The organism is Serpentinimonas sp. SSL01 (assembly GCF_056323735.1).
This window is the reverse complement of record NZ_CM150487.1, coordinates 2331262-2347130: the sequence shown is the minus strand read 5'-3', so window position 1 is coordinate 2347130 and position 15869 is coordinate 2331262. Positions and strand designations below refer to the sequence as shown.

Here is a 15869-nt window from a genome sequence, read left to right as displayed (position 1 = left end):
GAGACCGCGCATTCAAGCGCAACGGCTTGCGACCACCGCCCCCCAAACCCTTTGGATGCCCGCGCCATGTACCCGCTCCTGAAACGCCTGTGGCAACAGCTCAAGCTCGGCTCTCATCCGGCAGCCGCAACGGTTGCGCAAACGGAGCTTTCGGTGCGCTGGCGCTGCATCAACGCCGAACTCGGGCTGGCGGCTTGGGTGGCCGAGCCTGCGGACCGACTCGCCCTGCCACGCCAGCCGCGCGGCGCCAAACTGCTGCTCGCCCCCGAGGGCGGCGAGGGCCCGGCGCTCGCGCGCCTGCGGCAGCTCGCGGCCCTGCACCCGGACTGCCTGATCGTGCTGCCGCGCTGGCAGAACGAGCGCTTGGCAGCGGCCGGGGTGCCGGCCGAAGTCGCGCTGCACCTGGTGCTGCTGCGTTTGCGTGACGATGGCTGGGTGGGCGCGGCCACCCCCACATTGCTTTCTACAGCCGCCAGCCGGGCCTTGGCAGAGCGCTACGCGCTGCGCTACCGGGCTCTGACACAATCGTTGCCCGGCGCAACCACCCAAGCTCTAGAACGACCGCTTGCCACCGATCAGCGATTCGCTTGGATCTGATCGCCACCCCGACCTGATAGCCTCTCCACGTGAATCTCGCTCTTTTATCTTGGTGGCAGCGCCAGCGCCTCACCACCCGACTGGTTTTTTCGTCGGTGAGCTTGGTCTTGGCCCTGCTGCTGCTGCTCTTTGCTCTGGTGCAAGGGCTCATCAGCCAGCAGGCCGATCGGCAGTGGGCGCACGAACTGCACGCCGCTGAGCGCGTCTGGCGCAGCCTGTTGGCACAGGAGTCGAGCCGGTTGCTCGACAGCGCCGCCCTGCTGGCCTCGAACCATGAGCTGCGCCGGGCGCTGGGCCGCAAAGACCTGGACCAGATGGAGACCGCGCTGGCGCTCGAGGGCGAGCGCATCGGGGCCCAGATCACGGCCGTGCTCGACACCGATCTGCAGTTGCAGGCCACCAAACCGCTCGATGCGGTGTTTCTGCTCTGGCTCAAACACACCGCCTACCCGCAGATGGCGCGCGCGCAAAACAACCGCACCCCAGCCGATGCGGCCCGGGCCTCGCCTTGGATCGACGACCCTGACGCCCTGTCCCAATTGCTGCGCGCCGTCGCCGAACACGGCACACGCGACCGCAGCCGCTCGGTGTTGGCGCTGCTCGGTGACGCCCCGTATCAGTTCGTCGTCGCGCCGGTGCTGGATCAGGAGCACAACCGCATCCAGGGTTGGGTGCTGATGGGCTTTGCGCTATCGCAGTCTCTGGCCGACCAGATGCACACCAACCTGGACGTGCACGTGCTGCTGTTTGCCGATGCAGCGCACAACCCCAACCCGCCGACCCTGGTCTTTAGCACCTTGGCGACTCCAGCCTCTGGTTTGATGCTGGAAGCCGACGCCGCCTACGCAACGTATGTCGGCAAGCGCTACGCGCAACGGAAACTGCGCCTGCCCGCCTTGGGTGGCGAGCTGCACACGGTTTTGCTGCGCTCGGTGGCCGATGCCGAGTTGCCCTTTGTTCAATTGCAGCTGTGGCTGGGCGGGCTCAGCCTGTTGGGCTTGGCTTTGTTCGCTTGGGCCAGTGCGCGCAGCGTGCGCCGCATCACCGCGCCCTTAGCCACCTTGCAACAGGCGGCGCTGGCGCTGGAGCAAGGCCGCTTCGACGCCCCCCTGCCTCCCAGTGCCGGGTTCGATGAGGTCTCGCAACTCAGCCGCGGCTTCGACGCCATGCGCCAGAGCCTGGCCGAGCAGCAGGGCGAGATCCGGCGCCTGGCCTACCGCGATCGGCTCACCGGCTTGCCGAACCGCCAGCGTTTCGTCGAGGCGGTGGAATTGGCGCTGGGGCAGCAGCGCGCCGGCCAGCCGCCTTTGTCGGTGCTCTCGCTCAATTTAGACCGCTTCAAGCACGTCAACGAGGTCATGGGCTATGCCTTTGGCGACGAGTTGTTGCGCGCCGTCGCGCAGCGCCTGAGCGAGGCGGTGGGCAAAGGGCACCTGCTGGCACGGCTGGGTGGCGACGAGTTTGGTTTGCTGCTCACGGGCTCGTCGGCGGATCAGGCGCTGACGCAAGCGCGCCTCATTCTGGCGCAGCTGGCGGCTGGGGTGGTGCTGGGCGGCCAGCGCGTCGATGTGCGCGCCAGCGCCGGTCTGGCCGAAGGCCCGCGCGACGGCAGCGACGCCGACGCCCTGATCAACCACGCCGAAATGGCCATGCGCCAGGCCAAGCGCCGCACCGCTGGCGTGCTGTGCTTTGTGCCTGAGCACGACCGCAGCCAGGTGGCCGATCTGTCTTTGCTCGGTGCCATGCGCGACGGCATGGTGCGCGGCGAGTTGCGCCTGTACCTGCAGCCCAAGCTGCCGCTGCAAAACACACGGGCTTTGGCGGCCGAAGCGCTGTTGCGCTGGCAGCACCCCACCGAGGGCTTGATCGCCCCGGCGCGCTTCATTCCTTTTGCCGAGCAGACCGGCTTTATCTCGGAACTCACGACCTGGGTCATTGACGCCGCCGCACGGGCCTGCGCGCAATGGCAGCAACTGGGTTTTGCGTGCCCGATTGCGGTCAACGTCTCGACCCGCGACCTGCTCGACCCCGCCTTTGCCGAGCGCGTGGCGGCCTGCCTGCGGCGCCACGGCGTCGATAGCAGCCAGATCAGCCTCGAGATCACCGAAAGCGCCCTGATGGAAGACCCGGCGCGGGCCCTGGAGACGCTGCAGCAACTGGCCGCGCTGGGGCTCGAATTGGCGATCGACGACTACGGCACCGGTTATTCGTCCCTGACCTACCTCAAGCAGCTGCCGGTGCAGACGCTCAAAATCGACCAGAGCTTCATCGCCCAGATGGCCAGCGACAGCCGCGACGCCGCCATCGTGCAATCCTCGCTCGAACTGGCGCACCAACTCGGGCTGCTGGTGGTGGCCGAAGGGGTGGAGGACGCCGCCACGCTGCAGCGGCTGCAAGCCTGGGGGTGCGACTGGGCGCAGGGCTACCACATCGCCAAGCCCATGCCCTGGGAGCAGCTGGCACCTTGGTGGGCCAAGCAGCCGCAAGGCACCTGATTGCCTACTGGCCCCTGCGCTGCACCTTGCCCGGCGCACGCCCATAGCGCAGCTTCATCGCCAGAATGCTGAGCGCCAAGCTGAGCGTGACGGCGTTGGCGATGATGATCGGCCACGCACCCAGCAGCCAACCATAGACCAGCCACAGCGCCACCCCGAGCGTGAAGGCGCCGTACATGGCGAGCGAAATACCGCTCACGTCGCGCGTGCGCCAGGTGTGCCAGACCTGCGGAACGAAGCTGAGGGTGGTGAGCAGGGCCGCCAGGCTGCCAACCAGCTCACCCCATGCGGGCATGCTCACGCCCGTTGCCAGCTGGCATCGGGGTTGGAAGGGGCCGCAGGGGCCGCAGCAGCAGGCTGGGCCAAGGGGATCGCCCTGGTTGGGGCAGCTGCCTGCCGCGCGCGGTTGTGCTGCACGATCAGCAGCGCCAGCAGCGCCGAGGCCACGCGCGCGTTGGCCCCGTCGGCGCGGCTGGTGAGCGCGATCGGCACCCGCGCCCCGAGCACGATGCCCGAGCCGGTGGCCCCGGCCAAGTACTCGAGCTGCTTGGCCAGCATGTTGCCGCTCTCGAGGTCGGGCACCATCAAGATGTCGGCCTGCCCCGAAACCGGCGATTCGATGTGTTTGATCGCCGCCGCCTGCGCCGAGATGGCGTTGTCAAAAGCCAGCGGGCCGTCGAGCACGCCGCCCTTGATCTGGCCGCGGTCGGCCATTTTGCACAGCGCCGCCGCTTCGATGGTCGAGGGGATGTTGGGGTTGACGGTCTCGACCGCCGACAAGATCGCCACCCGCGGCTGCTCCACGCCCATGATGCGCGCAAAGTCGATGGCGTTTTGCACGATGTCCACTTTTTCGCTCAAAGACGGGCGGATGTTGAGCGCGGCGTCGGTGATGAGCAGCGGCTTGCTGTAGAGCGGCACGTCGAAGCGAAACACGTGCGACATGCGCCGCCCGGTGCGCAGCTCGCGCCGCTGCAGCACGGCCGCGATCAGCTCGTCGGTGTGCAGGCTGCCTTTCATCAGGGCATCGACCTCGCCCTTGGCGGCCAGATCGGCGGCCAGCTCGGCCGCGGCGTGGCTGTGCGGCACGTGCAGGATTTGGCTGTCGCCCAAGTCCAGCTCGGCCTCGCGCGCCAGCGCCAAGATGCGCTCCTTGGGGCCGATCAGCAGCGGGATCATCAGGCCGTGACGGGCGGCGTCGAGCGCGCCCGTGAGCGAGCCGACGTCGCAAGGGTGCACCACCGCGCAGCGCATCGGCTCCATGCCGTCGGCCAGCGACAGCAGCTCGCGAAACCGCGCCTGCGGGTCAAAGAGCTGGATGGTGGGGGCGTTGATCTTGGGCAGGCGCACCTTTTCGGTCGGCGCCAGCACCTTGGCCACGCCTTGCAGCACTTTCTCGTCTTTTTGGTTGGTCACGAGGCAGTCGAGCTGCACCGCTTTTTTCGCGTCGTCTTTGCTCAGCACGGTGGCGGTGACGGTGAGCGTGTCGCCGATGCGCACCGGGCGCACGAAGCGCAGCGCCTGCTCGAGGTAGATGGTGCCCGGCCCGGGGAACTGGGTGCCCAGCAGCGCCGAGATCAGGGCGCCGCTCCACATGCCGTGCCCGATCACGCCGTGAAACAGGGTGTCGTTGGCGTATTCGGGGTTCAGGTGCGCCGGGTTGGTGTCGCCCGACACGGCGGCAAAGGCCTGGATGTCTTGCAGCGTCAGGGTGCGCAGCAGGCGCGCGCTCTGGCCGATGTGCAGTTCGTCGAAGGTGAGGTTTTCACTCCATTCGCTCGAAGTCGGGGGCTGGGTCATGGGTCGGTTCCTAAAAATGAAGCGTCGGCGGTATGCACGTCAGGGGTTGTCGCGCAAGGCCTGCAGCCGGCGCTGCAGGTGCAAGTCGGGCACGTCCACCACCGCCAATGCGCCAGCATAAACGATGCCCTGGTTGCCATCCAAGGTCAGGGCCTGCCCGACCGCGTATTCGTGCGGTCCAAAGGCCACCGTCTGGCGCTGCGCGTCGAGGCGCAGATCGGCGCAGCCGACCAGACAGACCTTGCCCAGTTGGCGCGCCACCACCGCCGCGTGGGCGGTGCGCGCGCCGCGCTGGGTCAGCAGCCCCTGCACGCGCTGCAGGGCCTCGATGTCGTCGGTTTGCGCATCTGGGCGCACCAGCAACACCGGCACACCGGCGCGGGCGCGCTCGATGGCGCGCTCGTGGTCGAGCGCGATCTCGCCGCTGGCGATGCCGCTGCAGGCGCTGCTGGCGCGCGCCAGCTCCAGCGGTTGCCCGCCCTCTGCCGCCTCGGCGCCGCTGCGCGGGGCGAGTTGTTGCAGCACCAGGTCTTTGGGCTTGAGGTGCGCGGTGCGTTCGCGCGCCGTTTGGCGGTCGATCAGGCCGGCCTCGTGCAGGTCGAGGGCGATGCGCACGGCCGCGCGCGGGGTGCGCTTGCCGCTGCGCGTTTGCAGCAGGTGCAGGTGGCCGTCTTGCACCGTGAATTCGAAGTCTTGCATGTCGCTAAAGCTTTGCTCGAGCGTGCGCGCCGCGTTTTGCAGCGCCTCCCAGGCCTGCGGCAGGGTCTGCGCCAAGCTGGCGTGGCCGTGCGCGTTGCGCTGCCCGCTGACCACGTCTTCGCCTTGGGCGTTGGCCAGAAAATCGACCCATAGCGTCGGCTCGCCGCTGCTCGGGTCGCGCGTGAACCCGACCCCGGCGCCGGAGTGGGTGCCGCTGTTGCCAAACACCATGCGCTGCACGATCACGGCGGTGCCGAGCTGTTCGTCGATGCCGTGCAGTTTGCGGTAGCTTTTGGCCTTGGGCGCAAACCAGGAGCCATAGACCGCCTGCACCGCAGCGGCGAGCTGCTCGTGCGGGTCTTGCGGGAACGCCTGGCCGGCGTGGGTCTGGTACAGCGCCAGGTAGCTGCGGCACAGCGCGCGCAGGCCCTGGTAGTCGAGTTCGCGCTCGTCGCCCCCTTGCGTGGCGCGCTGCAACTCGGCCTCGAACAGCGGCGCGGGCAGGCCCGCGACCAGTTGCGCGTAGCTGGCGATCAGGCGCCGGTAGGCGTCCCAGACCATGCGCGGGTTGCCGCTTTGGCGCAGCAAGCCGGGCAGGGTGGCCTCGCACAGCCCGACGTTGAGCAAGGTCTCCATCATCCCCGGCATCGACACCGGGGCGCCGGAGCGCACCGAGACCAGCAGCGGCGCGCGCGGGTCGCCCAATTTCAAGGCGCAGGCCGCCTCCAGGGCCGGCAAACCGCTGCCCAGCAAGGGCGGCAGGCTGGCGGCCGGGTCGCGCGTGTAGTGGGTGCCCAGCACCAGCGCCGCCGGCACCGGCAAGCCCAGCTGCGCCATGCGCCAGAGGTGGTAGGCTTTGGAGCCGACCGCCTCGGGGGTCGGTGGCGCGGCTTTGCCGGCGGGCTCGGGGCCGATCAGGTGCAGGTGGCGCGGCCAAGCGGACGCAGCGGCAGCGGATTTTTTCATGTCACCACTCCGGCAGGGCCGAGCACGATGCGGCGCAACACGTAGCCGGCTTTGAGCAGGTGGTCGGTGGCAGCTTCCAGCGCCCCGGCCAGCTCGTTGCCCAAGCCAAACAGCACCGGCTGCTGCGCCAGCTCCTGCACCAGTTGCACCCGCGTCTGGCGGTAGTGCTCGTCGCACTGGCGTTCGGCGCGCAGCGTGCGCCACAGGGCCTGCAAAAAGGCTTCTTCATCGACCCGGTTCGCCTGCAGGCTCAGGTGGCGTGCGATTTCGATCGCCTTGATCTGGTCTTGGATCGCCGCCAAGGTGGTTTCGGCCAGACGCAGCAGCGCCTCGACGATGCGCGCCGGCAGCCCGCGCAAGGGCTCGGTGTGCAGCAGCATCAGCAGGTAGGCCGCCTCCTCGAGCGTGTCGGCGGCGTCGTCCATGGCGTCGAGCAGTTCGAGCAAGGGCCGCCAGCGCTCGTGGCGGCGGGTGCGCTCGCGCGCCGTGGTCAGCAGCTGGTCGGCCTGGTGCTCCCAGGCTTTGCAGCGCTGCAGCGTGCGCTCCCAGTTTTGCGGCTCGCTGCGGCCGGCTTGCGCCAGCGCCTGACACAGCTCGCTGGCCAAGGCGTGCTGCAAGGCCGCGTGTTCGGCCAGCAGGTCGAACTCGAAGCTGCGCTGGCGCATGGCGCGCGCCAGCAGCAGCCGGGCTTCGTCTTGCACCATGGCCAGCGGCAGTTGCTGGCGCAGCTTGATGCTGGCCTCGGTGAGCAGGGCCTGCAAAAACTGCCGCGCCGCCGCCTCGCCCAGCACCAAGTCGAGCCGTTCGCCGACGCGAAAGGCGTGGCTATCGACCGCCTGCATGGCTTCATAGACCAGTTGCTCGCCACCCGCCAGCAGCCAAGCCATGTGCCCGACTTCGGTCTTGGCGCAATGGCTCAAAATGTCGATGGCCAGCGCCTTGCCGACGAACAGCTGCAGGCGCTTGCGGGCCCGGTTCCAGTCGATCAGAAAGACGATGCGCGAGGCCGCCGCCTCCAGCCCCTGCAACAGCGCCGCCGGCTGGCGCACTTGCAGCGTGGCGTGGCCGAGCACGTAGGGCTGGCCCTGGTTGAGCCCATCGGCGCGCTGCGGCGCCAGCAGCTCCCAGCTGAAGCCGAGCGACTCCAGCTGCTGGCGAAAAAAATCGAAGCGCACCTGGTGCAGGTCGGAGTAGGTCAGGCGCACCGTTTTGGCGCTGACTTCGAGCACCAGCACGTGTGCGTCGTTGGTGCCGATGTCGTTTTGAATCAGCAGCTTTTTGCCGTGGCGCGTGACCGCCGTGGCCAGCCCGGGGTGACCAAACTTGAGCGGTGCGGTGCGCTGCAGGCCGCGCATAAAGGCTTGGATCTGCGGTCGGTCCTCGGGATCGATCTGCCAGGCGTGGGCGCCGTCGATGTTTTCGGTGGCGATCTGCGCCGACAGGGCGTTGAGGCGCTTGTGCAGGTCCATGACCAGCAGGTGCAGGCTGTCGCCCGCCTTGCGCTCGCCGTGGGTGAGGGCGATCAGGTCGCCAGGGTGCAGGGCTTCCTGCTCTTTGAGCCGTTCCAGAAACGCCAGCCACTGCTCGCGGCGCTGACACAGCGCGGGCTCGGGCGCGCCGCCGGACTCGCAGACCGGCTTGGCCATGGTCTGCAAATCGTCGCCGATGGCCTGCGCCAGGGTATCGAGCTGCGGCAACACCAGCAGCGCATCCTGCACAAAGGCGTTGGCGGCGAGTTCGCCCAGCCAGAGCAAGTCGGCCTGGCCGTGCTGGCGCAGCTCGGCGCTCCAGTCGGGCAGCGGGGCCTGCGGGTCGGCCGCGTGCGCCGCCGCCGACTGCAGCACCGACAGATACAGTTTGAGGCGGTCGTTGGCCAGCAGGGCGGCGGTGATCCAGGCCGACAAGAGCAAGGAATTTTGGCCCAACGTAGCGACGGCTTTTTGTTTGTCCATGGTGCAAATCTTGGCGGTAGCGCGCAGTTTGCCTTGGGTGTGTGTCAGGCTCGTGAAGCGCTGGCACTGCACCGCCGCCGGCGCCGGCGCGCGGGATCAGGCCATGTGATGCAAGCCGGCATCGACGTAGATCACGTCGCCGGTGATGCCCGAGGCCGCGCCGCCGACCAGAAACGCCACCGCGCGCCCGACTTCGGCGATGTCCACCAGCCGCCGACCGGGGGCGCGCGTCACCGCCATCTCGATCAGCTCGTCGAAGTGCGCGATGCCCGAGGAGGCGCGGGTTTTGAGCGGCCCGGGCGAGACCGCATAGACGCGGACGTCCTGCTCGCCCAGCTCTTTGGCCAGGTAGCGCACCGCCGACTCCAGCGCTGCCTTCACCGGGCCCATCAGGTTGTAGTTGTTCACCACCTTGTCGGCGCCGTAGTAGCTCATGGTCACCAGCGCGCCGCCTGGGCGCAGCAGCGGCTCGGCGTGGTGCGCCATTTCGATGAACGAGTGGCACGACACCTGCATGGCCTGCAAGAAGCCGGCTTGCGAGCAGTCGATGATGCGCCCATGCAGGTCCTCGCGCGGGGCAAAGGCGATCGAGTGGATGACGAAATCCAGGCTGCCCCAGTGCGCTTTGATCTGTGCAAACACCTGCTCCATCTGCCCCGGCTGGCTCACGTCCAGCGGCAACAGCAGCGTGGCGTCGATCTGGTCGGCCAGCGGTGCTACGAATTTTTTGGCTTTGTCGTTGAAGTAGGTGAGGGCGATCTCGGCCCCAAAGGCGCGCAGCTTGGCCGCGCAGCCAAAGGCGATGCTGTCGGCGTTGGCCACGCCCACCACCAGGCCGCGCTTGCCCTTGAGCATGTCGCCGATGCGGGTGTTTTCGTCCCAGACCTTGGGCAGGGGGTCGCGTGAGTGGGGGTCGATGAACATGGGACTGCTCCGGGATTGCCTAAAATTTCAGTCTGCCTGCCACAGCGCAAGGGCGTGTTCGGCCAGTATGCGCTCTTCGTCGGTGGGCAGCACCAGCACCGTGACGCGCGAGCCGGCGCGGCTGATCGGGCCACCGCGGCCAGCGCACGCGTGGGCGTTGGCCTGCGCGTCGAAGTCGATTCCGATCCAGCCCATGTCGGCCAACATCCGCCCGCGCAGGGCCACCGCGTTTTCACCGATGCCGCCGGTAAACACCAGCGCATCGAGCCCGCCCAGGCTGGCGCTCAAGGCGCCGATTTCGCGCTTGCAGCGCGCCACAAAGTAGTCCAGCGCCTGCGCCGCCTCGGGCTGTGCCGACTGCAGCAGCTCGCGCACGTCGTTGCTCAGGCCCGACATGCCCTTGAGCCCCGACTGCTGATACAGCAGCTCGGTCAACTGGGCCGGGCTGTAGCCTTTTTCGGTCAGCAGATAGAGCAGCACGCCGGGGTCGATCTGGCCGCAGCGCGTGCCCATGGGCAAGCCGTCGAGGGCGGTGAAGCCCATGCTCGAATCGATCGACACCCCCTGGCGCAGCGCACACATCGAGGCCCCGTTGCCCAGGTGGGCCACGATCACCCGCCCTTGGTGCAGCGCCGGCCACTGCTGCTGCAGCGCGCGCGCTATGAACTCGTAAGACAAACCGTGAAAACCGTAGCGGCGCACGCCGGCGTCGTAAAACGGGCGCGGCAGCGCAAAGGTGTCGGCCACAAAGGGGTGCTGGCGGTGAAAGGCGGTGTCGAAACACGCCACTTGCAGCGCCTGCCCAAAGGCCGCCATGGCCGAGCGGATGCCGGCCAGATTGTGCGGCTGGTGCAGCGGCGCCAGCGGCGCCAGCGCCTCGAGTTGGGCCAGCACCGGCGCGTCAATGCGCACCGGTTGGGCATAGTGCACGCCGCCGTGCACCACGCGGTGGCTCACCAGTTCCACCTTTTGCTCGGGCAGGTTTTGCTCCAGCCAGTGCAGCACGGCGGCCAGCGCCTGCTCGTGTCCGCTGCGCGTTGCATCCGCGCCGGGCAGCGTGTGCTGTTGCTTGCCGTGCGTGCTCGACTCGATGCTCAGCCGCGCCGCTGCGCCGCCTATGCCCGACACCTGCCCATGCGCCAGCGGCGCCGGCAAGCCGCCTTGCAGCGCCGAGCCAAGCGATCCTTCCGGCAAGGCGGTGAGCGAAAACTTGATCGACGACGATCCGGCGTTGAGCGTGAGCAACAGAGGCATGGCGAGCGGCGCCCAAAGGCGCAAAGAAGCGACCCGATCCAGTATAGGCAGGTAATTTGACAAAACGCGCCGCCGAATCGCGGCGCTCAGGCGCACGCTTTTTAGCGCTGTTTTTCGGGCAGCTCGATTTTCACTTCGAGCACGTCCAGGTTTTCCTGGCGCTCAAGGTTGACGCGGATGTCGCCCGGATTGACGTGCACGTACTTGCTGATGACGGCGATCAGCTCGCGCTGCAACTGCGGCAAGTAGTCGGGCTCGCTGGCGTTGCGCCCGCTGCGCTCGTGCGCCAAAATGATCTGCAGACGGTCTTTGGCGATCGACGCGGTCTGCTTTTTCTCGCCCAGGAAAAATGACAACCAGGACATGGCGCTCACCTCCCGAACAGGCGTTTGAGCAAGCTGGGCTTTTGCGCGTCCACAAAGCGCAGCGGCCGCTCCTGGCCCAAAAAGCGCTCGATCACGTCTTTGTAGGCTTCCGAGACCTCGGTGCCCTGCATGTGCACCGCCGGCAGGCCCTGGTTCGAGGCCTGCAGCACCGTTTCGCTCTCGGGGATGACGCCGATGAGCGGAATGCGCAGAATGTCCTGTATGTCTTGCAGCGACAGCATCTGCCCCTCTTGCACCCGGTTCGGGTTGTAGCGCGTGATCAGCAGGTGCTCTTTGATGGCTTCGCGGCCCTCGATGGCGCGCCGCGTTTTGCTGCTGAGCATGCCCAGAATGCGGTCCGAGTCGCGCACGCTGGAGACCTCGGGGTTGGTCACCACCAGCGCCTCGTCGGCGTAGTGCATGGCCATCAAGGCGCCGGCCTCGATCCCGGCCGGCGAGTCGCAGACGATGTAATCAAAACCCATGCCAGCCAGATCGTTGAGCACGCGCTCCACCCCCTCTTGCGACAAGGCGTCTTTGTCGCGCGTCTGGCTGGCCGCCAGCACGTACAGGCCTTCGCACTGCTTGTCTTTGATCAAGGCCTGGTTCAGATTGGCTTCCTGGTGGATGACGTTGATGAAGTCGTAGACCACGCGGCGCTCGCAACCCATGATCAGGTCGAGGTTGCGCAAGCCGACGTCAAAGTCGATGACCACGGTTTTGAAGCCCTTGAGGGCCAAGCCGGCGGCGAAGCTGGCGCTGGTGGTGGTCTTGCCCACCCCGCCTTTACCGGATGTGACGACGACTATTTTGCTCATGTGGTCATGACTTTCTATACAAATTTTTTAAGCGATGGCTTCGATCAGCAGCCGCTCGGCATCGTTGTGGCGCTGCAGCCGCACCCGCGCGGCTTTGGAGCGCACCTCTGGCGGCAGCGGCACTTCGCTGGTGCGGTAGGTGCCGGCGATGGACAACAGCTCGGCCTCGAGGCAGGTGGCAAAAATGCACGCGTTTTCGTCGCCGCGCGCGCCGGCGATGGCCTTGCCGCGCAGCGGCGCATAGATGTGGATGTGGCCATCGGCCACCACCTCGGCGCCAGGGTTGACCATGGCGGTGACGATCAGGTCGCGGCCGCGCGCATACACCTGCTGCCCCGAACGCAAGGGGCGGTCGATCAGCAGCGCGCCCACCGCAGGGCGCTCCGGGGCAGCGGTTGGGGTGGATGGGGTGGGCTCGAGTGCGCTGCTGGCTGCACTGGCTGTGAGCGCGTGCACGGCATCCAGTGCGTCGTCGGCGCGGGCCAGCCCGGCCGCCGCGGCCTGCTGGCGCACGGCCGCCGATCCACCCCGGTACGCCACAGGTTGCAAGTGGGCCGCGCGCAACAGCGCCAGCAGCGCCGACAAATCGGCAAGGGCTGGTTCGCTGTCTGACAGCGCGCTAAAGTCGAGCAACAGAGCGTCTTGGTCGAAAAATCCCGCTGCATCGCCGTAGCGCTGCTGCCAGTCTTGCATCAGACGCTGGGTGTCGGCACTGCGCAGCGCCAAAGCCAACAAGGGCCAGTGGGTGCTTTTGAGCTCGAAACTCATAGAGGGGTCAGAGGCCGCAAGGGGGGATGGTGGGGAGAGCAGGAGGGGTTCAAGGGCAAATCTTAACAGCCCGGCCAAACCGGAAGGCCAAAGCGCGGCCGGACGGCAGACGGGCCGCGACAGATGAGGCGCCGCAACGAAGCCGCGGGGGTGGCCGGTATGTGTCTCTATCTCCAATATCTTGATTTAAAGCATAGTCGTAGTAGTAGGCCCATCCCGATTCACTGAACAACTCATTATTTCTTTTGGATTCAATCTGTTGCACCCATTTTTAGGTGTGCAGAGCGGGGCTGGACAAATTCTTGCAGCGCTGCATAAGTGGCCTTGGGCGGCGCAGCCTGTGGATAAACCCCACCTTGTGCGCGAGCTATCCACAGACTTGTGCAGCGATCCTGCCCGGCACGGATCGGTAAACTTTGGTGCGCGTCGGTGCGCGCCCTTGTGCGGCGGCAGATCCTGTTTTAAACCGGGTCGGAATCGCCGGCCTCGGGCGGAACCTCGGGGTAGCCGGCGTCGTCGAGCGCGCTGGCCAGCGCACCGCGGGAGATGCTGCTGCGCACCGTCACGCGGCCGCTGCTGCGCTCGATCTGCACCTCGGCCTGCGCGTCGAGGCGGCGGATGGCTTGGCGCACCGCCTGATCGCAGTGGCCGCAGCTCATGCCCTGAACCGTGAAGTGGTGGGTGTCCATGGTAGAGTCCTTTACTGGTTAAAGTCCGTAGTATGTGAGTTTTACTGGAAGCTTGAGTGAACCCTGCCGCGCCGCCGTTTGAGAGCCAGTTCAAAATCGTGGGCATGACCTGCGCCTCTTGCGTGTCGCGGGTCGAGCGCGCCTTGGCCAAGCTGCCCGGGGTGCAGGAGGTGAGCGTCAACCTGGCCACCGAAACGGTGCGTGTGCGGGTGGCGGCGCCCGTGCAAGGTGCAGCCGATGGCGGCGGTGCACCGGCCCAGGGCGCCCCAGGCCAGGGCGCTGCAGAAATGGGTATGGGTCTGAACGTGGGCATGGGCGTAGAGGCCGACGAGGCCACGCTCTGGCAAGCGCGGCTGCACCGCGCGGTGCGCGACGCCGGTTATGAACCGGTGCCCCTGACGCAGGCCGCAGAAGCCGACCCGGCCCTAGACCGCCTGTGGGGCGTGCGGCGCGATTTTTGGCCGGTGCTGCTGGCCATGGCGCTCACGCTGCCGCTGGCGTTGCCCATGGTGGGTAAGCTCTGGGGCGAGCACTGGATGTTGGGGCCGCTGTGGCAGTTTCTGTTGGCCACGCCGGTGCAGTTCATCCTTGGGGCGCGGTTTTACCGCGCCGGTTGGCACGCCATCCGCGCCGGCAGCGGCAACATGGAGCTGTTGGTGGCCATCGGCACCACGGCTGCTTGGGGCATGAGCACCTGGTTGTGGTGGCGCGCCGAGCCTGGCAGCATGGTGCCGCTGTACTACGAGGCGGCGGCGGTGATCATCACCCTGGTGCTGCTGGGCAAATGGCTGGAGGCGCGCGCCAAGCGCCAGACCACCAGCGCCATACGCGCCCTGCAGGCCTTGCGCCCCGAGGTGGCGCACCTGCTGCCCGACGGCGTGCGGCGCGAGCAGCTGCAGGACGTGCCGGTGGCCGAATTGCTGCCGGGCGACCGGCTGCTGGTGCGCCCGGGCGAGCGCCTGCCTGCCGACGGCGTGATCGAGCAGGGGCAGACGCAGATCGACGAATCCATGCTCACCGGCGAGCCGCTGCCGGTGTTGCGGCTGGTGGGCGACACGGTCACCGGCGGCAGCCTGAATGGCGACGGCGCCATCGAGCTGCGCGTGACGGCGGTGGGCACGCAGTCGGTGTTGCAGCGCATCATCGCGCTGGTGCAAGACGCGCAAGCGGTCAAGCCGCCGGTGCAGCGCCAGGTGGACCGGGTGGCGGCGGTGTTCGTGCCGGTGGTGTTGCTGGTCGCGCTGGCCACCTTTGCGCTCTGGTGGGGCTGGCAGCAGGCGCCGTTTGAGCAGGCCCTGCTGGCGGCGGTGGCGGTGCTGGTGATCGCCTGCCCGTGCGCGCTCGGGCTGGCCACGCCGACGGCGATCATGGCCGGCACCGGGGTGGCGGCGCAGCACGGCATCTTGATCAAAGACCCGGAGGCGCTCGAAGCCGCGCGCCGTGTGGACACGGTGGCTTTCGACAAAACCGGCACCCTCACCCTAGGGCAGCCGGTGTTGCGGCACCTGTTGCCGGCTGCGGGTGTGGATGCGGCGGTGGCGCTGCAGGCGGCGGCGGCCTTGCAGCGCCACAGCGAGCACCCGCTGGCGCGCGCGGTGTTGCAGGCAGCGCAAGCTCAACTGCAGCAACTGCAGCAGCCCGAGCAGGGGGTGCCGCAAGCGCAGCAAGCACAAGATGTGGGCTTGGGCCTGGGCCTAGATAAAACTCCCCAAGGCGCTGCCGCTTTGCAAGCCAGCGCGGTGCAGGCGGTGCCGGGGCGCGGCTGCCATGGCGAGGTGCAGGGCACCATGCTGTACTTGGGCAGTTGGGACTGGCTGCAGGGGCTCGGGGCCGATTTGCGGGGCTGGCAGGAGCAGGCCGAGGCTTGGGCGGCCCAAGGCTGCAGCGTGTCGGTGCTGGCGCAGCAGCACGGGTGGCAGCCGCTGGCCTTGCTGGCGTTTGCCGACCAACCCAAACCCGGTTCGGCCCAAGCCATCGCCGAGTTGCGTGCGCTGGGTCTGCGGGTGCTGATGATTTCGGGCGACAACCAGCGCGCCGCCGAGGCCATGGCGCGCCGCCTGGGGCTAGACCCAGCGGCGGGCGAGGTGCGCGCCCAGGTGCTGCCGGGCGACAAGGCGCGGCTGGTGGCCGAACTCAAAGCCCAGGGCCGGGTGGTGGCGATGGTGGGCGACGGCGTCAACGATGCCCCGGCGCTGGCGGCGGCCGATGTCGGGCTGGCGATGAGCCACGCCCAAGGCGGCTCCGATGTGGCGCTGCACGCCGCCGGCATCACCCTGATGCGCGGCGAGCCGCTGCTGGTGGCGGCGGCGCTCGACATATCGCGCCGCACGGTAGCCAAAATCCGACAAAACCTGTTTTGGGCTTTCATCTACAACACCGTCGGCATCCCGCTGGCGGCGCTGGGCCTGCTCAGCCCGGTGCTGGCCGGGGCGGCGATGGCGCTGAGCTCGGTGAGCGTGGTGAGCAACGCCTTGCTGCTCAAGCGCTGGCGGCCGCCGGCGCGAAGTCAATAGGCAGCGCGACAATTTTGCGCGTGCACCAA

13 protein-coding genes are annotated in these 15869 nt (G+C 67.8%); 3 read left to right on the top strand and 10 right to left on the bottom strand.

The features are described from left to right. Window positions 1–66: 66 nt before the first annotated feature. Window positions 67–597 (top strand): hypothetical protein, encoded by a 531-nt coding sequence (locus ACVMK0_RS11050; RefSeq protein ID WP_476463817.1) that lies wholly within the window; start codon window positions 67–69, stop codon window positions 595–597. 29 nt (window positions 598–626) lie between these two features. Continuing rightward, the gene (locus tag ACVMK0_RS11045) at window positions 627–3092 is read left to right on the top strand and encodes a putative bifunctional diguanylate cyclase/phosphodiesterase (RefSeq protein ID WP_476463816.1); all 2466 of its coding nucleotides are present in this window, start codon (window positions 627–629) and stop codon (window positions 3090–3092) included. Window positions 3093–3096: 4 nt separating this feature from the next. Here ACVMK0_RS11045 and ACVMK0_RS11040 read toward each other — a convergent pair whose 3' ends face one another. The 10 genes from ACVMK0_RS11040 to ACVMK0_RS10995 form a co-directional block, all read right to left on the bottom strand. After that, a complete protein-coding gene (locus ACVMK0_RS11040; protein WP_476464694.1) occupies window positions 3097–3387 on the bottom strand; it encodes a SemiSWEET transporter in 291 nt (96 codons plus the stop codon). A 2-nt stretch (window positions 3388–3389) separates the two neighbouring features. Beyond that, entirely contained in the window at window positions 3390–4892 is a 1503-nt protein-coding gene (locus ACVMK0_RS11035) for a bifunctional enoyl-CoA hydratase/phosphate acetyltransferase (protein ID WP_476463815.1), read from the bottom strand. Window positions 4893–4931: 39 nt separating this feature from the next. Further along, complete coding sequence (locus tag ACVMK0_RS11030; RefSeq protein WP_476463814.1) at window positions 4932–6557, bottom strand: PEP/pyruvate-binding domain-containing protein; 1626 nt, start codon at window positions 6555–6557, stop codon at window positions 4932–4934. Then, window positions 6554–8509, bottom strand: coding sequence for a DUF47 domain-containing protein (locus ACVMK0_RS11025; RefSeq protein WP_476463813.1), 1956 nt, complete (start codon window positions 8507–8509; stop codon window positions 6554–6556). The genes ACVMK0_RS11030 and ACVMK0_RS11025 overlap by 4 nt, the downstream gene beginning before the upstream one ends. A gap of 96 nt (window positions 8510–8605) precedes the next feature. Beyond that, on the bottom strand, window positions 8606–9364 hold the full coding sequence (gene fabI, locus ACVMK0_RS11020) for an enoyl-ACP reductase FabI (RefSeq protein ID WP_476464693.1): 759 nt from the start codon (window positions 9362–9364) through the stop codon (window positions 8606–8608). Window positions 9365–9460: 96 nt separating this feature from the next. Further along, a complete protein-coding gene (locus ACVMK0_RS11015; protein WP_476463812.1) occupies window positions 9461–10687 on the bottom strand; it encodes an acetate/propionate family kinase in 1227 nt (408 codons plus the stop codon). 101 nt (window positions 10688–10788) lie between these two features. Beyond that, window positions 10789–11052 carry a cell division topological specificity factor MinE gene (gene minE, locus ACVMK0_RS11010; RefSeq protein ID WP_045537054.1) on the bottom strand — a complete coding sequence of 88 codons (264 nt, stop codon included), beginning with the start codon at window positions 11050–11052 and terminating at the stop codon, window positions 10789–10791. Between the two features lie 5 nt (window positions 11053–11057). Further along, window positions 11058–11870, bottom strand: a complete 813-nt coding sequence (gene minD, locus ACVMK0_RS11005) for a septum site-determining protein MinD (RefSeq protein ID WP_045537052.1) — start codon at window positions 11868–11870, stop codon at window positions 11058–11060. A gap of 27 nt (window positions 11871–11897) precedes the next feature. Further along, on the bottom strand, window positions 11898–12638 hold the full coding sequence (minC, locus tag ACVMK0_RS11000) for a septum site-determining protein MinC (RefSeq protein ID WP_476463811.1): 741 nt from the start codon (window positions 12636–12638) through the stop codon (window positions 11898–11900). 461 nt (window positions 12639–13099) lie between these two features. Next, entirely contained in the window at window positions 13100–13327 is a 228-nt protein-coding gene (locus ACVMK0_RS10995) for a heavy-metal-associated domain-containing protein (protein WP_476463810.1), read from the bottom strand. A 104-nt stretch (window positions 13328–13431) separates the two neighbouring features. Here ACVMK0_RS10995 and ACVMK0_RS10990 point away from each other — a divergent pair, with 104 nt between their 5' ends. Then, a complete protein-coding gene (locus ACVMK0_RS10990; RefSeq protein ID WP_476464692.1) occupies window positions 13432–15840 on the top strand; it encodes a heavy metal translocating P-type ATPase in 2409 nt (802 codons plus the stop codon). Window positions 15841–15869 lie beyond the last annotated feature (29 nt).